This window comes from Streptomyces angustmyceticus, from assembly GCF_019933235.1.
In the GTDB taxonomy this organism is placed as follows: domain Bacteria; phylum Actinomycetota; class Actinomycetes; order Streptomycetales; family Streptomycetaceae; genus Streptomyces; species Streptomyces angustmyceticus.
The window spans coordinates 1,511,359-1,529,903 of sequence record NZ_CP082945.1 but is presented as its reverse complement, the minus strand read 5'-3'; the positions used below and the strand labels follow the sequence as shown (position 1 = coordinate 1,529,903).

General features: G+C 75.3%; 17 protein-coding genes. 9 read left to right on the top strand and 8 right to left on the bottom strand.

All coding sequences use genetic code 11. From position 1 onward, the window contains the following. Positions 1–92: 92 nt before the first annotated feature. The gene (locus K7396_RS07165; protein ID WP_208629126.1) at positions 93–971 is read left to right on the top strand and encodes a COG4705 family protein; all 879 of its coding nucleotides are present in this window, start codon (positions 93–95) and stop codon (positions 969–971) included. Positions 972–992: 21 nt separating this feature from the next. Here the strand turns inward: K7396_RS07165 and K7396_RS07160 are convergent, their stop codons facing one another. From K7396_RS07160 to K7396_RS07150, 3 genes are all read right to left on the bottom strand, one after another. Then, complete coding sequence (locus K7396_RS07160; protein ID WP_086718944.1) at positions 993–2,384, bottom strand: sensor histidine kinase; 1,392 nt, start codon at positions 2,382–2,384, stop codon at positions 993–995. Next, the gene (locus K7396_RS07155; RefSeq protein ID WP_086718945.1) at positions 2,381–3,043 is read right to left on the bottom strand and encodes a response regulator transcription factor; all 663 of its coding nucleotides are present in this window, start codon (positions 3,041–3,043) and stop codon (positions 2,381–2,383) included. Before K7396_RS07155 ends, K7396_RS07160 begins: the two co-directional genes overlap by 4 nt. Positions 3,044–3,302: 259 nt before the next feature. Next, positions 3,303–4,067 carry an SIR2 family NAD-dependent protein deacylase gene (locus tag K7396_RS07150; RefSeq protein ID WP_086718946.1) on the bottom strand — a complete coding sequence of 255 codons (765 nt, stop codon included), beginning with the start codon at positions 4,065–4,067 and terminating at the stop codon, positions 3,303–3,305. Between the two features lie 201 nt (positions 4,068–4,268). On the opposite strand from K7396_RS07150, the gene K7396_RS07145 reads away from it, so the two are divergent. The 7 genes from K7396_RS07145 to K7396_RS07115 all read left to right on the top strand — a co-directional run bounded on the left by K7396_RS07145 (position 4,269) and on the right by K7396_RS07115 (position 12,366). Continuing rightward, positions 4,269–6,152, top strand: a complete 1,884-nt coding sequence (locus tag K7396_RS07145) for a gamma-glutamyltransferase family protein (RefSeq protein WP_170314258.1) — start codon at positions 4,269–4,271, stop codon at positions 6,150–6,152. Positions 6,153–6,309: 157 nt separating this feature from the next. Beyond that, positions 6,310–7,236 (top strand): inositol monophosphatase family protein, encoded by a 927-nt coding sequence (locus K7396_RS07140; protein ID WP_086719341.1) that lies wholly within the window; start codon positions 6,310–6,312, stop codon positions 7,234–7,236. Between the two features lie 40 nt (positions 7,237–7,276). Next, positions 7,277–8,698 carry a phytoene desaturase family protein gene (locus K7396_RS07135; RefSeq protein WP_086719350.1) on the top strand — a complete coding sequence of 474 codons (1,422 nt, stop codon included), beginning with the start codon at positions 7,277–7,279 and terminating at the stop codon, positions 8,696–8,698. Positions 8,699–8,765: 67 nt separating this feature from the next. Then, positions 8,766–9,278, top strand: a complete 513-nt coding sequence (locus K7396_RS07130; RefSeq protein WP_086719342.1) for an O-acetyl-ADP-ribose deacetylase — start codon at positions 8,766–8,768, stop codon at positions 9,276–9,278. Continuing rightward, positions 9,275–10,234: a prolyl aminopeptidase gene (gene pip / locus K7396_RS07125; protein ID WP_086719343.1), complete on the top strand. Its 960-nt coding sequence runs from the start codon at positions 9,275–9,277 to the stop codon at positions 10,232–10,234. Before K7396_RS07130 ends, pip begins: the two co-directional genes overlap by 4 nt. Positions 10,235–10,337: 103 nt before the next feature. Next, positions 10,338–11,810 carry a DNA-3-methyladenine glycosylase 2 gene (locus K7396_RS07120; protein ID WP_086719344.1) on the top strand — a complete coding sequence of 491 codons (1,473 nt, stop codon included), beginning with the start codon at positions 10,338–10,340 and terminating at the stop codon, positions 11,808–11,810. A 10-nt stretch (positions 11,811–11,820) separates the two neighbouring features. Then, positions 11,821–12,366 carry a methylated-DNA--[protein]-cysteine S-methyltransferase gene (locus K7396_RS07115; protein WP_086719345.1) on the top strand — a complete coding sequence of 182 codons (546 nt, stop codon included), beginning with the start codon at positions 11,821–11,823 and terminating at the stop codon, positions 12,364–12,366. Positions 12,367–12,443: 77 nt separating this feature from the next. On the opposite strand, the gene K7396_RS07110 is transcribed toward K7396_RS07115, so the two are convergent. From K7396_RS07110 to K7396_RS07090, 5 genes are all read right to left on the bottom strand, one after another. Beyond that, a complete protein-coding gene (locus K7396_RS07110; RefSeq protein ID WP_086719346.1) occupies positions 12,444–13,427 on the bottom strand; it encodes a quinone oxidoreductase family protein in 984 nt (327 codons plus the stop codon). Positions 13,428–13,471: 44 nt separating this feature from the next. Beyond that, positions 13,472–14,338 (bottom strand): helix-turn-helix transcriptional regulator, encoded by an 867-nt coding sequence (locus K7396_RS07105; protein WP_086719347.1) that lies wholly within the window; start codon positions 14,336–14,338, stop codon positions 13,472–13,474. 74 nt (positions 14,339–14,412) lie between these two features. Next, on the bottom strand, positions 14,413–15,228 hold the full coding sequence (locus K7396_RS07100; RefSeq protein WP_086719348.1) for a nucleotidyltransferase domain-containing protein: 816 nt from the start codon (positions 15,226–15,228) through the stop codon (positions 14,413–14,415). Between the two features lie 146 nt (positions 15,229–15,374). Next, positions 15,375–16,607 (bottom strand): GDSL-type esterase/lipase family protein, encoded by a 1,233-nt coding sequence (locus tag K7396_RS07095; protein ID WP_086719349.1) that lies wholly within the window; start codon positions 16,605–16,607, stop codon positions 15,375–15,377. A gap of 90 nt (positions 16,608–16,697) precedes the next feature. Continuing rightward, entirely contained in the window at positions 16,698–17,186 is a 489-nt protein-coding gene (locus tag K7396_RS07090; RefSeq protein WP_174886861.1) for an NUDIX domain-containing protein, read from the bottom strand. Between the two features lie 199 nt (positions 17,187–17,385). On the opposite strand from K7396_RS07090, the gene K7396_RS07085 reads away from it, so the two are divergent. After that, positions 17,386–18,510: a glycerate kinase gene (locus K7396_RS07085; protein WP_152104376.1), complete on the top strand. Its 1,125-nt coding sequence runs from the start codon at positions 17,386–17,388 to the stop codon at positions 18,508–18,510. Positions 18,511–18,545: the final 35 nt, after the last annotated feature.

The following is an 18,545-nucleotide window of genomic DNA, read 5'->3' as shown; positions in this document are numbered from 1 at the left end:
CGTACCCGCCCATTGCCGCCACTGCGCGCACTTCGCACGGCCCCACGGCACGACGTGAGGCGAGGCGGAGGCGCCACCAGGAGGGATCGACCTTGCCTGAGCCCGAAGTCCTGACCGACCGGGACGTCGCCGGTACCGACAGGTACGTGCTGCGGAAGCTCCCGGAGGTCACCCTGGCCTTCTGGGTCATGAAGACCGCGGCGACGACCCTCGGCGAGACGGCCGGTGACCTCTTCGCCCAGACCCTCAAAATCGGGTACTTCCTGACCACCATCGCGCTGTTCCTGATCTTCGTGGTCACGCTGGTGGTGCAGCTCCGGTCCCGGCGCTACAACCCGTTCTTCTACTGGACGGTCATCCTGTCCACCAGCATGGCGGGCACCACGATGTCCGACTTCATGAACCGGGACGCCAGCGCCAAGTTCCTCACCGACGGCGCCAAGTCGCTCGGCTGGGGGCCGCAGGGCCTGGGGCTGGGCTACCCCACCGGGGCCGCCATCCTGATCTCGCTGCTGATCGCCATCTTCGCCATCTGGAAGGCCACCGGGCTGACGTTCGCCATCCGCGACATCGTCACCTTCCGCGCGGAGGCCCTCTTCTGGGCGGCGATCCTGGTGTCGAACACGCTCGGCACGTCCATGGGGGACTTCCTCTCCGACAGCTCCGGACTCGGGTACGCGGGCGGCGCCCTGCTCGTCACCGGTGTGCTCGCCGTACTCGTCGTCCTGATGCGGGTGCCGGCCGTGCCGAACGTGGTGCTGTTCTGGATCGCGTTCGTGCTCACCCGGCCCCTCGGGGCCACCGCCGGAGACTTCCTCACCAAGCCGGTCGCCAAGGGCGGCCTCGACCTCGGCACGGCGGGGTCGTCGGCAGTGCTCCTCGCGGTGCTGCTCGGCCTCATGGGATACGCACACGTGCAGGAGCGCAGGACCGCGGTCCCGGAGGACCAGACCCTCACGGGCGTTTCCTGAGCGGCGCCGGGTGCGGCGGGGTCATCCGGCGGGCAGGCCGACCACGAAGCGCGCGCCCGGGGTGTGCCCGGCGTCATGGGTCACCTCACCGCCGGCGGAGCGGGCCAGGCGTCGCGCGAGCGGCAGTCCCAGGCCCGCTCCGCCGTGTCCGTCCTCGGGGTCGGCGCGCCGGCCCGGCTGGAAGAGGTGCGCGGTGAACGCGGCCGGGACGCCGGGACCGTCGTCGGCGACCGCCACCCGCATGCCGTCGGGCTCCGGCGAGACCTGGAGGGCGACCCGGGTGCGGGCGTAGCGCAGGGCGTTGTCGAGGAGCGGGGCGACGATGCGTTCCAGCAGCGCGGCGGGCACCCCGGCCACCAGGGTGCCCGGTCCGGAAACCGTGAGCGTGGTCCTCCCCGGGGCTTCGAGCCGGGCGGCGAGCCGGCGCAGCACGGCCATGGCGTCCGATGTGCCGGGGACGGTGTGTGCGTCGGCCCTGGCGTCGTCGAGGACGGTCTCGCAGATGGTGCGCATGGACGTGGCGGCATCGGCGATGGAGGCGTGCGTGGCGCGGGTTTCGGCGGTGGAGCGGGGGCGGGTCTGCCACCAGTCGAGTTCGGCGGTGATCCGCGCCAGGGGGTTGCGCAGTTCGTGGGAGAGCTCCCGGGTGAGCTGCTGTTCGTGGCGCAGCACGGCACGGATCCGGTCCAGGAGTTCGTCCAGCGAGGCCCCGAGCCGGGTGAGTTCGACGGGGCGGTCCCCGGCGCCGAAGCGCTGTTCGGAGGCGACCACGCTCCACCGGGTGGCCTGCTCCGTCATCGCCCGCACGGGCCGCAGGGCGCGTCCCACCGCCAGCCGGGTCAGGACATAGGTGCAGGCCAGGACGCCGGCGTCCAGGGCGAGGGAGGCGATGAGCAGGGTGTCGGCCGAGGCGCGGTAGGGCGCGAGGTCCATGGCGGTGACGACGACTGCCGCGGGTCCGGCGCCCGGCCGGACCCCGCCCACGGGCTCGGCACACAGGCGTATCCGGTCACCGGCCGTCATGGCCGTGCAGCGTGGGTCGCCGTGCGCGGCGAGACCGGCCGCGGCGCGGGTGACCGTGTCGCCGGGCGGGGCGGACACGGGGTGCTCCAGCAGCCGGGTGCCCGCGTAGATCCACACGTTGGTGTCGAGGGCGGCGTCGCCCGGCGTCTCCAGGACCCGTACCGGGTGGTGGCGGGTGTCGACGGTCGCGGCCACGGCGCCGGCCCGGGTGCGCAGTTCGCCGTCCGCCTGCTGCTGGAGGCGCTGGCGGACGACCGTGTTGAAGACGACGGTGAGGACCACCATCACCAGCGCGGCGGTGGTCAGCGCGATCAGGGACAGCCGGCCCCGCAGCGTACGGGGGCGGCAACGGCGGGCCGGCACGGCGAGGAGGCCACGGAGGGCGCTCATGACAGCCGGTGCCCGATCCCCCGGAGGGTGCTGATCGTCAGCTCACTGCCCGCCTCCCGGATCTTGCGGCGCAGCCGGCTCAGATACTGGTCGAGGGTGTTGTCGCTGACCTGTGCGCCCTCCGGCCAGCCGGCCCGGACCAGCTCCCTTCTGCGCACCACCGCCCCCAGCCCGGCCATCAGCGCGGCCAGCAGGCGGAACTCGGTGGGTGTCAGGGCCACCTCGACGCCCCGTACGCACAGGCGGTGGTGCAGGGGATCCAGGACCAGGTCCCCGGTGGCCGTGGGCGCTTCGGGTCCCGAACGCTTGAGGGCGGCGCGCAATCGGGCGGCCAGCTCGGCGAGGTGGAACGGCTTGGGGAGGTAGTCGTCACCCCCGGCGGAGAACCCGCTGAGGCGGTCGTGGAGTTGGTGGTGCGCGGTCAGGAAGACGACCGGGCCGGCGAATCCCCGCGCCCGCATCGCCTGGCACACGTCCCGCCCGTCCGCGTCCGGCAAACCGACGTCCAGCACCACCGCGTCGACGCCGTCGCCGGCCAGCCGCAGGGCGCCGGCGCCGTCCTGCGCGGACCGCGTGCCGAAGCCCTCGTCACGCAGTCCGCGCAGCAGCACGTCCCGCAGGGCGTGGTCGTCCTCGACGACCAGGACGGTGACAGGCAACGAAGATCCTCACAGGCCGACGTCGTGGGCTCGGGTGCGACCGGGCTGCGCGCCCCGGAGCGACTACAGGTAAGTAGACGGTCTACCGCACTGTAGACGATGGCGGGAGGAGGGGGCGTGGCCCAGGACACAGTGCCCCGTCCGACGCGGCAGGTGCCGGTCGGCGTGGATCGGCCGTGCCGGGTTCGCCGGGCCGAGGCGTGGCCCCGGTCCGGCGGGAAGAGCGGCACCGAGGACGGAAGGCCGCGAGGGCCGCGCCTCAGCCGCCCTCCGTCAACCCCGCCAGCAGCCTCGGCAGGGCACTGCCGATCGGTTCGCGGATCACCTCGGCGGCGAGGGCGTCGTACGGCGTGGGCTCGGCGTTGACGATGATCAGGCGTGCGCCGTGTTCCGCGGCGACCCCGGCGAGCGAGGCCGCCGGCTGTACCTGGAGGGTGCTGCCGACCGCGAGGAAGACCTCCGCCGCCTTCGCCACCCCCAGCGCCGTGGCGAGCACCTCCGGGTCCAGCCGCTCGCCGAACATCACCGTGGCCGACTTGAGGATTCCCCCGCACACCAGACACGGCGGATCGGGCTCGCCCGCGGCCACCCGGTCCAGGGCCTCCCGCATCGAGGACCGCGCATGGCAGCGGGTGCAGGTCACCGCCCGTACGGTGCCGTGCAGTTCGAGAACCTTGCGCTCGGGCAGCCCGGCGCGCTGATGCAGCCCGTCCACGTTCTGCGTGATCACCCGCACCGGCGTCCCGGAGCGTTCCAGCCGGACCACCGCCTCGTGCGCGGCGTTCGGCTCGGCCCGGAACGCCGGGCTGTCCTGCCGCATCCGCCACGACCGCCGCCGGATCTCCGGATCGGCCATGTACGTGTCGTACGTGACGAGCTTCTCCGCCTCCGGGTCCCGCCGCCACAGCCCGTTCGGCCCGCGGTAGTCGGGGATCCCGGAGTCGGTGGAGATGCCCGCCCCGGTGAGGATCGCGACGAGCGGGCGCCGGGGAGGCTGAGCGGGGGGCGTATCGGAGCCGGCCATGGGGCGAGCGTACGCAGCGGCGCGGGGAAGGGCGAGGGGGTTCCCGGGGAGGTGCGCCGGGCGCACGGCGGGGTGCCCGAAGCGCGCGGCCGGGGCCGGGCGGGCATCTTGCCCGATGGTTGTAGGGGGCATACGGTCTGCCCGTCTCCGCGGGCCGTGCGCCCCGTTCGCGGAGCCGGACCGCCAGGCAGAGGAGTTCTCGTGTTCACCACCCGCCCGACCCTCCAAGGCACCTTCGGCATGGCCTCCACCACGCACTGGCTGGCGTCCCAGTCCGCGATGGCCGTCCTGGAGGACGGCGGAAACGCCTATGACGCGGCCGTGGCCGCCGGATTCGTGCTGCATGTGGTGGAGCCGCATCTGAACGGCCCGGCGGGCGAGGTGCCGATCATCCTGGCGCCGGCCGGCGGGCCCGTACGGGTGCTGTGCGGGCAGGGCCCGGCGCCGGCCGGGGCGAGCGTGGCGCACTACACCGCGCTCGGCCTGGACCTGGTGCCCGGCACCGGGCCGCTGGCCGCCGCGGTCCCCGGCGCCTTCGACGCCTGGATGCTGCTGCTGCGCGACCACGGCACCCGGTCCCTCGCCGAGGTGCTGCGGTACGCCATCGGCTACGCCGAGCACGGCCACCCCGCCGTCGAACGCGTCGGCGCGACCGTCGAGACGGTCCGCGCCCTCTTCGAGACGGAGTGGACCTCCTCCGCCGAGATCTACCTCCCGGGCGGCAGGTCCGTCGCCCCCGGCGGGCTGCTGGGCAACCGGCCGCTGGCCGCCACCTGGCGCCGGCTGCTCGCGGAGGCCGAGGCCGCGGCGGCGGGCCGCGAGGCGCAGATCGAGGCCGCCCGCCGCATCTGGCGCGAGGGCTTCATCGGCGCGGCGCTCGCCGACTTCGCGGCCCGCCCGGCCATGGACACCTCCGGCGAACGCCACGCGGGCACCCTCACCGGCGACGACCTGGCCGCCTTCTCCGCCGCGTACGAGGCACCCGTCACCCACGACTGGAACGGCTGGACCGTCGCCAAGGCGGGCGGCTGGTCCCAGGGCCCCGCCTTCCTCCAGCAACTCGCCCTGCTGCCGGACGAGTTGCCCGCCTACGGCAGCGCCGCCTACGTCCATCTGCTCATCGAGGGCTGCAAGCTGGCGATGGCCGACCGCGAGGCCTGGTACGGCGACGCCGACGAGGTGCCGCTCGCCACCCTGCTCGGCGCCCGGTACAACGCCGCCCGCCGGGCCCTGATCGGCGAACGGGCCTCCTACGAGCTGCGGCCCGGCAGCCCGGACGGCCGCACCCCGCGCCTGAGCGGGCACGCGGCGGCGGCCGCGGCCGGGGCGGCGCCGGCGGCCGGCTCCGGGGCGGGCGGTGTCGCCGGCAGCGGAGCCGGTGAGCCGACCGCCGGGCGCGGTACGGCGGCCGCCGCGCCCGCCGGGGCCGGTGGTGGTGTCCCGGCGGCCGCCGCGCCCGGCGTCGACCGGAACGGCGCCACCCGCGGCGACACCTGCCACCTCGACATCGTCGACCGCTGGGGCAACCTGGTCTCCGCCACCCCGTCGGGCGGCTGGCTGCAGTCCAACCCCGTCGTCCCGGCCCTCGGCTTCCCGCTCGGCACCCGGCTGCAGATGGCCTGGCTGGAGGAGGGCCTGCCCAACACCCTCACCCCGGGACGCCGCCCGCGGACCACCCTCACCCCGTCCCTCGCGCTGCGCGACGGGGTCCCCGTGATGGCCTTCGGCACGCCGGGCGGCGATCAGCAGGACCAGTGGCAGGTGCACTTCTTCCTGGCCGTGGCGCTGCGCGGCGCGGTCCGCGGCGGCCTCGACCTCCAGGGCGCCATCGACGCCCCCAACTGGCACAACGACGCGTTCCCCGGCTCCTTCTTCCCGCGTGGGATGCGGCCGGGCAGCGTGACCGTGGAGTCGCGCATCGGCGAGGGGGTCATCGGTGAGCTGCGCCGGCGTGGGCACCACGTCACGGTGGGTGACGCCTGGTCCGAGGGGCGGCTCTGCGCGGTGGCACGGGACCCGGAGACCGGCGTGCTGTCCGCCGCCGCGAATCCCCGGGGGATGCAGGGGTACGCGGTGGGGCGCTGAGCGCTGGTGGGCACCGCCGCCTCGCCCCGTGCGTCCCGCCGCCTCGCCCCGTGTGCCCTGCCGCTTTGCCCGTGCGCCTTGCCCCGTGCGCTCCGCGGCACCCCGAGTTCACCTGGAGTCCAGGCCCCGTGTCAGTGGCTCATGGTTCGATGGACACATGATCGATGCACTTCGTACCGAAGAAACCGGAGAGACCGCGATTACCCCGATTGCCGTGCCCCCGGCCGCCGCGACCGCCCCCGACGCTCCTGAGACCCCGCTGTTCGACGTGGCGGCGCTGGACCTGGCCGCCGTCGAGGACGCCGTCCGCCGCGCCGCGGCCGACGAGATCATGCCCCGCTTCCGGCAGCTCGCCGCCGAGGACATCGTCGAGAAGAACGGTCCGCACGACCTCGTCACGGTCGCCGACCGGCGCGCCGAGGAGCACCTCACCGCCGCGCTCACGGCCCTGCTGCCCGGTTCCGTGGTCGTCGGCGAGGAGGCGGTGCACGCAGACCCCCGCGTCCTCGACGCGCTGCACGGCGACGCCCCCGTCTGGATCGTCGACCCGGTCGACGGCACCCGCCAGTTCGTGCACGGCGACCCCGGCTTCGCCACGCTCGTCGCGCTCGCCCACCGGGGCGAGGTGCTGGCGTCGTGGACCTACGCCCCCGCGCTCGGCCTGATGGCCGTCGCCCGCCGCGGCGCCGGTGCCTGGCTCAACGGCGTCCCCCTCCGGGCCGGCACCCCCTCGTCCGGCGCCGTCCTCGATGTCGCCACGTCCCACTACGACTTCACCACCGACGCCCAGAAGCAGGTGCTCGCCGCCCTGGACACCGGCGGCGTCGCCCCGCGCCCCTGCGGCTCGGCGGGCCTGGAGTATCTGCACGTCGCCCGCGGCGAGATCGACGCCACGGCCTTCAGCTGGGAAAACGCCTGGGACCACGCCGCCGGGCTGCTGCTGGTCCACGAGGCGGGCGGCGCCAGCGGCACCGTCGCGGGGCAGCCGTTCCGCATAGAAGGCGGCAATGCGCTGCCCTTCACCGCGGCGCGGGACACCGCGACGGCGCGGCGTATCCTCGGACTGCTGGCGGCCGCCAACTGACCCTCACCGACGAGGGTCGGACATGAGGGGAGTGGCGCAGGTGCCGAGGATGCTCGATGCCGTGGTGATCGGGGCGGGGCCCAACGGCCTGACGGCGGCGGTCGAACTCGCCCGCCGCGGCATGTCCGTGGAGGTCTTCGAAGCCCGCGACACCATCGGCGGCGGCGCCCGCACCGAGGAGCTGACCCTCCCCGGATTCCGCCACGACCCCTGCTCGGCGGTGCACCCCACCGGCGTCGGCTCGCCCGCCTTCCGCACCATGCCGCTGGAGCGCCACGGCCTCGAATGGCTGCACGCCGACCTCCCCATGGCGCACCCCTTCCCGGACGGCACGGCCGCCGTCCTCGGCCACTCCGTCGGCGAGACCGCCATGTCCTTCGGGCCGCGCGACGCCGGCACCTACCGCAGGCTCGTCGCCCCCTTCACCGGCAAGTGGGAGTCGATGGCCCATGACTTCCTGCGCACCCAGTGGCTCGGCCTGCCGCAGGACCCGCTGACCTACGCCCGCTTCGGCCTGGTCGCGGCCCAGCCGGTCACCCTCCTGAACCGCCGCTTCCAGGACGAGAAGGCCCGTGCCCTGATGGCCGGGCTCGCCGCGCACGCCAACGCCCCGCTCGGCGGCTTCGGCACCTCCGGCATGGCCCTGATGTTCGCGCTCGCCGCACACGCCAAGGGCTGGCCGGTGCCGCGCGGCGGCTCCCAGGCCATCTCCGACGCGCTCGCCGGCCTGCTGCGCGCCCACGGCGGCGCGGTGCACACCGACTTCGAGGTCAAGCGCCTGGACGACCTGCCGCCGGCCCGCGCCTATGTCTTCGACACCTCGCCGACCGCGCTCGCCCGGATCGCCGGCCTGGGCAACGCCTACCGCGACGTGAAGTACGGCCCCAGCGTCTTCAAGGTCGACTACGCGCTGTCGGCCCCCGTGCCGTGGACGGCCGAGGAGGCCCGCCGCGCCGGCACCGTCCACATCGGCCCCACCAGCGGCGAGATCTCCGCCGCGCTGAACGCCGCCACCGAGGGCCGGGCCCCCTCCGTCCCCTTCCTGATCACCGCTCAGCCCAGCCTGATCGACCCCACCCGCGCCCCCGAGGGCAAGCACACCTTCTGGGCGTACGGCCATGTCCCGCACGGCTGGGAAGGCGACGCCACGGACGTCGTCGAGCGGCAGATCGAGCGCTTCGCCCCCGGCTTCCGCGACCTCGTCCTGGCCCGCGCGGTCGCGGGCCCGCCCCAACTCGCCGCGCGCAACGCCAACTACGTCGGCGGCGACACCGCCACCGGCTCCGCGGCCGGCCTGCGGCTGCTCATCCGCCCCAAGCTCGCCCGCGTCCCCTACGAAACCGCCCACCCCGCCGTCTTCCTCTGCTCCCAGGCCACCCCGCCCGGCCCCGGTGTCCACGGCATGTCCGGCCACTACGCCGCCAGGGCCGTCTGGCGCAGGCTGCGCGGGAAGGGCCGCTGACGGCGCCGGCCGCGAGGTCGCCGAATCGGGTGGCCGCGCCGCAGGACCGTCCGTAGGCTCGGACACCATGAGTCCCACTCTCACCCTCATCCAGGGCGACATCACCGAACAAGCCGTGGACGCCGTGGTCAACGCGGCCAACTCCTCGCTGCTGGGCGGCGGGGGAGTGGACGGGGCGATCCACCGGCGCGGCGGCCCGGAGATCCTCGCCGAGTGCCGCGCCCTGCGCGACGGGCACTACGGCCGCGGCCTGCCCACCGGCCAGGCCGTCGCCACCACCGCCGGCCGGCTGCCGGCCCGCTGGGTCATCCACACCGTCGGCCCGGTCCACTCCGAGAGCGAGGACCGCAGCGACCTGCTGGCCTCCTGCTACCGCGAATCCCTGCGGATCGCCGGCGAACTGGGCGCCAGGACGGTCGCCTTCCCGGCCATCTCCACCGGCGTCTACCGCTGGCCCCTCGACGACGCCGCCCGCATCGCCGTCGCGACGGTCCGAGGCGCGGACACGGCCGTGGCGGAGGTGCGTTTCGTGCTCTTCGACGAGCGTGCCTACGCGGCCTTCGCCGAGCAGGTGCGATGACGCGGCCGTACCCGCCGATCGAGCCCCACGACAGCGGCATGCTGGACGTCGGCGACGGCAACCTCGTGTACTGGGAGGTCTGCGGCAACCCCGGGGGCAAGCCCGCGCTGGTCGTCCACGGCGGGCCGGGCTCCGGCTGCGGCACCGGCGTGCGCCGGTCCTTCGACCCGGACCGCTACCGCGTCGTCCTCTTCGACCAGCGCGGCTGCGGACGCAGCACCCCGCACGCCAGTGACCCGGCCACCGACATGCGGCACAACACCACCGGCCACCTGCTCGCCGACATGGAACGGCTGCGGGAACACCTCGGCATCGACCGCTGGCTGCTGTTCGGCGGCTCGTGGGGCTCGACGCTGATCCTGGCGTACGCGCAGCGGCATCCGGAGCGGGTGTCGGAGATCGTCATCCCCAGTGTCACCACCACCCGCCGTTCGGAGATCGACTGGCTCTACCGCGGGGCCGGCCGGTTCTTCCCGGAGGCGTGGGAACGCTTCCTGGCAGGGGCACCGGGCACGGACCCGGACGGCGACATCGTCGGGGCGTACGCACGCCTGGCGGCGGACCCCGACCCCGCGGTGCGCGAGCGGGCCACCGCGGACTGGTGCGCCTGGGAGGACACGGTGCTCTCCCTGGAGCAGCACGGCGCCGCCCGCCCCTACGGCGACCGGCCCTCCCGGGCCCGGCTGGCCCTGGTCCGGATCTGCTCGCACTACTTCTCGCACGGCGCCTGGCTGGAGGAGGGCGCCCTGCTGCGGGACGCCGGGCGGCTGGCGGGCATCCCCGGGGTGCTCGTCCACGGCCGCCGGGACATGGGAGGGCCGCCGCACACCGCCTGGGAGCTGGCCCGCGCCTGGCCCGACGCCCGGCTGACGGTCATCCCCGACGCGGGACACAAGGGGAGCGAGGCGATGCAGGCGGAGGTGATCGGCGCGCTCGACCGGTTCGCCGGGACGTGACCGCCCAGGTGACGGCCCGGGTGACCGGCGCCGCCCCTGGTGGCCCGACCCTGATGTCGGATTCCCGCCAGCCGGATGCCGTCGACTGAGCAATCCTGAGGTCATGCACACCGACACCGAGCGTTGTCTGCGCGCCGTGCAGTCCAAGGATGCCCGCTTCGACGGCTGGTTCTACACCGCCGTCCTCACCACCCGGATCTACTGCCGTCCCAGCTGCCCCGTGGTGCCGCCCAAGCCGGAGAACATGCGGTTCTACCCGAGCGCGGCCGCCGCCCAGCAGGCCGGCTTCCGGGCCTGCAAGCGCTGCCGCCCGGACGCCAGCCCCGGCTCGCCCGAGTGGAACGAGCGAGCCGACCTCGTCGCCCGCGCCATGCGGCTGATCGCCGACGGCATCGTCGACCGCGAGGGCGTCCCCGGACTCGCCGCCCGGCTCGGCTACAGCACCCGCCAGACCGAGCGCCAGCTGCTGGCCGAGCTGGGGGCGGGGCCGCTCGCCCTGGCCCGTGCCCAGCGCGCCCAGACCGCCCGGCTCCTGGTGGAGACCACCGCGCTGCCGATGGCCGAGGTCGCCTTCGCCGCCGGCTTCGCCAGCATCCGCACCTTCAACGAGACGGTGCGGGAGGTCTTCGCGCTGTCCCCGACGGAGCTGCGGCAGCGCGCCAGGCCGGGGCCCCGTGCCGCGGCGCCCGGCGCGCTCGCGCTGCGGCTGCCCTTCCGGCAGCCGCTGAACCCCGACAACCTCTTCGGGCACCTCGCCGCCACCGCGGTCCCCGGCGTCGAGGAGTGGCGCGACGGCGCCTACCGCCGGACCCTGCGCCTCCCCTACGGACACGGCATCGTCGCCCTCGCACCGCGCCCCGACCACATCGACTGCCGCCTCTCCCTCACCGACCTGCGCGACCTGGCCGGCGCCATCGCCCGCTGCCGCCGGATGCTCGACCTCGACGCGGACCCGGAGGCCGTCGACGCGCTGCTCCACGAGGACCCGCTGCTGGCGCCGCTCGTCGACAAGGCACCGGGACGACGGGTCCCGCGCACGGCCGACGCCGAGGAGTTCGCGGTCCGCGCCGTCCTGGGCCAGCAGGTGTCCACGGCGGCGGCCCGCACCCACGCCGGCCGGCTGGTCCGCGCGCACGGCGAACGGGTCGACGACCCCGGCGGCGGCCTCAGCCACCTCTTCCCCTCCACCGCCACGCTCGCCCACCTCGACCCGGAGTCACTGGCGATGCCCCGCACCCGCCGGGCCACCCTCACCGGCGTCATCGCCGCCCTCGGCTCCGGCGCGCTGCACCTGGGCGTCGGCAGCGACCGGGACGAGGCCCGCGAACGGCTCGCGGCGCTGCCGGGCATCGGCCCCTGGACCGTCGAATGCATCGCCATGCGCGCCCTCGGCGACCCGGACGCCTTCACCCCGACCGACCTCGGACTGCGCCGCGCGGCCGCCGGCCTCGGCCTGCCGCACACCCCGGCGGCCCTCACCCGGCACTCCGCGCGCTGGCGCCCCTGGCGCGCCTACGCCGTCCAGTACCTCTGGGCGACCGACGACCACCCCATCAACCACCTTCCGACGAACTGAGCCCGCAGCCATGACCGTTCACACCCCCGCGCCCGACGCGCCCCGCACCCACACCGTCCTGGACGGCACCCCGGTGGGGCCGCTCACCCTGGTCGCCGCCGGCGACGCCCTCACCGGCCTGTACATGACCGACCAGCGCCACCGCCCGCCCCAGGAGACCTTCGGCGCTCCCGCGGACCCCGGCGAGCCGCCGTTCGCCGCCGCGATCGACCAGCTCCGGGCCTATTTCCGCGGCGAGTTGACCACCTTCGACCTGCCGCTCGCCCTGCGCGGCACCCCCTTCCAGCGCCGCGTCTGGGCGGCGCTGTGCACCATCCCGTACGGCGAGACCCTCTCGTACGGGCAACTCGCCGAACGGCTCGGTGCCCCGACGGCGGCCCGCGCGGTCGGCCTGGCCAACGGCCGCAACCCGGTCGGCATCATCGTCCCCTGCCACCGTGTCGTCGGCGCCAACGGCAGCCTCACCGGCTACGGCGGCGGCCTCGACCGCAAGCGCCGGCTGCTCGCCTTCGAGCGGACACCGGACACCCTGTTCCCCCTGGAGCCGGCCGGGTGACGGCGACCGGCCGGGGACGGCCGCCGGCAGCCCGCCCCGACGGGCCCGCGGCGGCGACGGGCCCCGGCCGGGCCGGCTCACCACGCCGAGACCTCCAGCACCAGCTTCCCGGTGGTCGCGCCCGACTCGATACGGCGGTGCGCCTCGGCGGCCCGCCCCAGCGGCAGGGCGTCGACCCGCACCCGCAGGTCCCCCGCCGCGGCGGCCGCCACCGCCCGGCGCAGGGCCCGGCCCGTCTCCGCGGGAAAGGCCGCGGCGAAGGCGGCCAGGTTGAAGCCGGAGACGGTCTTGTTGGTGAACCACAGGTCGTTGGCCGGCAGGCCCACGTCCTCGGCGCCCGAGGCGTTGCCCATCACCACCAGGCGCCCCATCGGCGCCAACAGGTCCAGGCCGGCGCGGCGGGCCGGGCCGCCGACCATGTCGACCACGATGTCGAACGCACCGGCACCGGCGGCCTGATCACGCAGGATCACCTCGTCGTACCCGAACTGCCGGGCGGTCTCGATCTTGGCTTCGCTGCCGACGGTGCCGACCACCCGGCCCGCGCCCAGCAGCCGGGCGACCTGGCCGAGCTGACTCCCCACGCCGCCGGCCGCCGCATGGACCAGGACGCTCTCCCCGGGGGCGATCCGGGCCACCCGGTCGAGCACCAGGAACGCGGTGGTGCTGTTGGACGGCAGCGCCGCGGCGACGCCCAGCCCGATGCCGAGTCCGTCCAGCGGCGCGACCAGGTCCGCCGAGGTGACCACCACCTCGGCGTAGCCGCCGCTGTCGACGATGGTCAGGGCCGCCACCGGCTGCCCGACGCTCAGGTGCGCGACGCCCTCGCCCACGGCCCGGATCCGGCCCGCCACCTCGATGCCGGGCACGAACGGGAGCGGCACGTCGACCACCCCGCGCCGGTAGAGGACCTCGGCGAAGTTGGCGCCCGCGTACGCCACGTCGATGGCGACCTGGCCCGGACCGGGCTGGGGGAGCGGCAGTTCGGCGGTGCTCAGCACCTCGGCCCCGCCGAACTCGGGGATGGTCATGGCGTTCATCTGCGCGCTGCTGGAGTTCATGCCTCCGATCCTCCGGGCAGGTCAGCGGCGCGGACAGTGTCCCCTCATCCTGGGTGTGCCACCACCAGGCTGTGCTGCCGCATCAGCGCCTCCAGCCGCTCCTGGGTGTCGGTGCCGGGCCGCGGGTTGTGCATGATCAGGTGGTGGCCGGGGTGCTGGGGCAGCGGCAGCAGCGTGGCGTCGAAGACCATCGTCCCGGCCTCGGGGTGATCGACCGCCTTCACCGCGCTGGTGTGCTCGGCGACGTCATGACGCGCCCACAGCGCAGCGAACTCCGGGCTGACCGCGGCGAGTTCACCGGCGATACGGCCGAACTCCGGATCGTCCGGGTAGCGCGCCGCGTCGGCCCGGAACGCGGCGGCGACCTCGGGCGCGGTCTCCTCCCAGTCCCGGTGCCGCACCCGGTAGCGCGGGTTGGTGAAGAAGGAGACCAGGCAGTTGTGGTCGCTCTCGCGGTAGCCGAACACCACACGCGCCGCGTCGTTGACGGCCGTGAAGTGCCAGTGCCGGTCGCGCACATAGCCGGGCCGCGGCGACCAGGCGTCCAGCAGCCGCCGCACCTCGGGCGAGAGGGCCACCGACGGCGCGGACGGCGCCTGCGGCGGGGTGAGCCCGGCCAGCCGGTACAGATGCGCGCGCTCCGCGGCGTCCAGCAGCAGCACCCGGGCGATGGCGTCGAGCACCTGGCCGGACACCGTGATGTCGCGCCCCTGCTCCAGCCACGTGTACCAGGACGCCCCCACACCCGCCAGCACCGCGACCTCCTCGCGCCGCAGACCCGGCGTGCGCCGCCGCCCGCCCGCCGGCATCCCGACATCGGCCGGCGAGACCCGGGCGCGGCGGCTGCGCAGGAACTCCCGCAGCTCGGTGCGACGGTCGTCGCGGTACGTGGACGAAGAAGCGCTGGCCATGGCGCCAACCCTATGGCGTCCGCCGCGGTGCGGGGCGGCGACGGCAGATCCTCGGTGCCGGCGACGTCAGACGATCACGCTTCGGCCCCGACGATCTCCCGCACTTCGTCGACCAACCCGGTCGCGGTCTCCAGCGACCGCGTCAACTCCGCCTCCCCGCGCCCGATGCCGCCGAGCAGGGCGGTGGCACGGGCGCCGAAGTCGTGCGGGGTCTCCGGCATCGCCGAGGCCGCCGCGAGCGCGCCCTTCTCGTTCAGACACCAGACGCGGTGATGGGCGTGCAGCGCCTGGACGAGGCCGCCGACGGCGCGGGACAGGCACAGCGCCGCGTGCAGCACGTCCCGCGCCAGGCAGGACTTGCCCGCCATCGCCACCGAGAACCCCGCGTCCCACACCGCGCCCCCGGTCAGCGCCGTGCGCAGGGCCTCGGGATAGGTACGGGTCTCCTGCCGGAGGCGGGCCAGCTCCCCGTCGGTGTCGGCCAGCACCCGGCCCAGCGCCGCCTCGCCCGGGTAGGCCGGGGACCAGAACCCGAGGGGGTGCCCGGCCTGTGCGCCGATCTCGTAGCGGCCCTCGCGGCACTCCTCCCACACCCGCCGCACCCGGTCGACGTCCCGCAGGATCCAGTCCACCCGGCTGCCGTCGGGCAGGACGAGCCAGGCCCCGCCGTTGACCCACGCGCCCCAGGCACCCGGCGCGTACACCTCGACGGGGCCACCGGTCACCTCGGCGGCCAGCTCCTCCAGCGCCCCCAGATCCGGCGCGCCCCGGTAGTAGACGCCGAGGTCCCAGTCGGAGTCCGGCCGATGGGTGCCCCGCGCCCGGCTTCCCCCGAGCATCACCCCCACAACTCCCGGAACCTGAGCGACCTTTGCGGCAATGTCATCCATCCCGCCAGGGTAGGGCGCGCCGGATCAGGCGCGCTGGAGGAGCGGGCCGGACGCCACAGACCGGCCGGATGCCTCAAGCGGGCCGGATGCCGCAGAGGGCGCCCGGCGCCGCAGAGACAGCCGATGCCTCAGCGACTCCCGACGCCTCAGCCCCGCCCCGCGGCGAACGCCCCGCCGGGTCCGAAGGCCAGCTCGGCGAAGCGCGCGCCGATGCGGCGGTGGGTGGCGGCGTCCGGGTGGAGCTGGTCGGGCAGCGGCAGTTCGGCGAAGTCCGCGGGGCCGTAGAGCGCGTGGCCGTCGAGGTGGTGCAGGTGCGGGTCGTCGGCCGCCCGCTGCCGCACGATGCGGGCGAGCTCCTCGCGGATGACGCCCAGCGTCAGCTTCCCGGCGGCCCGCTCCGCGGGATCCCCCGCCGCCCGGAACCGCAGCTTCCCCTCGGCGAGGCTGCTGAAGTCCGGGGCGCTGGGGCCGGGGGTGTCCTCGTGGATGGGGCAGTGGATCGGCGACACGACCAGCAGCGGCGTGGTCGGGTGCCCCTCGCGGATGGTGTCGAGGAAGCCGTGGACGGCCGGGGTGAAGGCCCGCAGCCGCATCAGGTCGGCGTTGACCAGGTTGATGCCGATCTTGACGCTGATCAGGTCGGCGGGGGTGTCGCGCAGCGCGCGGGCGGTGAACGCGTCGAGCAGGGCACTGCCGCTCAGACCGAGGTTGATCAGCTCCGTGCCGCCGCGGGAGGCGGCCAGGGCGGGCCAGGTCGTGGAGGGGCTCGCGGCGTCCGAGCCGTGGCTGATCGAACTGCCGTGGTGCAGCCAGACCCGGCGGCTCCCCGGCTCCACGGCCTCGACGGGAGCGTCCGTGCGCAGGGCGACCAGCTGGGTGATCTCGTTGTGCGGCAGCCAGATCTCCACGTCCTTCATCCGGGCGGGCAGACCGGCGAACCGGACGGTGCCGACCGGGCCGGGGCGGGTTTCCGCGGCCCCGGTCGTCATGTCCATCATCAGGGTGTTGCCGCCGGTCACGCTGCCCTGACCGGCCAGGACGCCGTCGACGAGCAGGTCGTACACGCCGTCGGGGCGGGGCGGCGCGCCCTGGTAGGCCATCTTGGTCCGGAGCGTGTCCAGCTCGACGGCGGTGGCCCGGGTACGGAACACCAGGCGTACGCCGGAGGGCTGGGACTCCGCTATCGCGAGTTGCCCGTCGGCGCACTGGGCGCGGGCGCGCCCCGGGAGCCGGTGCGGCAGCACCCCGTGCTCGGTGCGCTCCAGGTCGAGCGCGCCGCGCAGGAGGGAGGCGGTGACGGGCGTGGTGATCAGGTCCGTCGTCCCGGAGGCCGCGGGTGCGGGGGAGGAGCCGGGGGCGGAATCGTGCGGTCGGTTCATGCCCCCAGCCTGTCAACCGGACGCCCGCTCCACACACCATTTTCCGGCCCGGACGCCCCCCGCCCGCCCCCCGCCCGCCCCGACGCACCGTCAGCCCCGGTGCGGGGGTACGCCGTCCTCCAGTTCCGCCGGGCCGCCGCCGTCCGCGAGGGCCTTCAGGGCGGCGCCGATGCGCAGCGCCAGGTCGCGGTTGACCAGGGTCTGGGCCTCGTCCCAGTGCACCATGCGCCAGGACAGCAGCTCCTCCTCCTGGACGCGGATCGCGGACAGCCGCGCGGCGTCCAGCACCCCGCCGTCGTAGAGGTACGACACCAGCGGCGGCCGCTCCTTGCCGCGCACCCAGTCGACGGTCAGCAGCCGGCCCGGCTCGACGTCCAGGCCGATCTCCTCCGCGGTCTCCCGCCGGGCGGCCTGCCGGGGCGACTCGCCCTGGTCCGACTCGACCGTGCCGCCCGGCAGGACCCAGGTGTCGCGGTAATTGGGCTCCACGAGCAGCAGACGGCCCTCCGCGTCGCGGAAGAGGACGGCCGCGCCCGCGAGCACACGGGGCAGACCGGCGATGTACGTGGCGTAGTCCATGGTGGTCACGGCGTGAGCCTAAGGGCTGGCCGGCGGCCGTGCGGTTCTCCGCGGCGACCCGGGGCACTCTGCGGCGCCGCCGGCCCGAGTGCCCTGTTCGCCGGGCCCCGCGCCGGATAGGGTCACAGCGGCGCGACTGCCCGTACAAAAAGCAAGGGGAAACACGGTGGCGGACGCAGCAAGGACACCGTCGGCACAGGTGCTGATCGCCGCGGACAAATTCAAGGGCTCGCTCACGGCCGTCGAGGTCGCCGAGCACGTCACGGCCGGTCTCCGGCGCGTGGTACCCGGTCTGGACGTCGCGGCCGTCCCGGTCGCGGACGGCGGCGACGGGACGGTCGCGGCGGCGCTCGCGGCCGGCTTCACCCGTCACGAGGCACGGGTCACCGGCCCGACCGGAGCGCCGGTGACCGCGACCTTCGCGCTGCGCGCCGAGGGCACGGCGGTGGTGGAGATGGCGGAGGCCTCCGGGCTCCAGCACCTCCCGGCGGGCGTCTTCGCGCCCCTGACGGCGACCACCTACGGCACCGGCGAGCTGCTGCGCGCGGCGCTCGACGCGGGCGCGACCTCGATCGTCTTCGGCGTCGGCGGCAGCGCCACGACCGACGGCGGCGCGGGCATGCTGGCGGCGCTGGGCGCCCGGTTCCTGGACGCGGACGGCGCGCCGGTCGCCCCCGGCGGCGGCCCGCTGCGCGACCTGGCCACGGCCGACCTGTCGGGGCTCGACCCCCGGCTGGCGACGACGGAGATCGTGCTCGCCAGCGACGTCGACAACCCGCTCACGGGTCCCAAGGGTGCCCCGGCGGTCTACGGCCCGCAGAAGGGCGCGAGCGAGGAGGACGTGGCCGCGCTGGACGCCGCGCTGGCGCACTACGCCGAGGTGCTGGGGCGCGCGGTGGGCCCGAAGGCCGCGGAGGCCGCCTCGGCGCCGGGCGCGGGCGCCGCGGGAGGCATCGGCTACGGCGCGCTGGTCGGCCTGGACGCGACGTTCCGGCCGGGCATCGACGTGATGCTCGACGTCCTGGGCTTCGCCCCGGCGCTGGCGAAAGCCGGCTTCGTCGTCACCGGCGAGGGCTCGCTCGACACCCAGACGCTGCACGGCAAGGCCCCGGCCGGGGTCGCCGCCGCGGCCCGGGCGGCGGGCCTGGACGTGGCCGCGGTCTGCGGCCGTCTCCAGCTGCCGCCCGAGGCGCTCGCCGCGGCCGGCATCCGGCGGGCCTACGCCCTGACGGATCTGGAGCCCGACCCGGCCCGCTGCATGGCCGAGGCGGGCCCGCTGCTGGAGCGGGCGGCGGAGCAGCTGGCGCGGGACTTCCTGGTCTGAGGCGCGGTGCGGCCCGGGCGCGGGCCGCACCCACC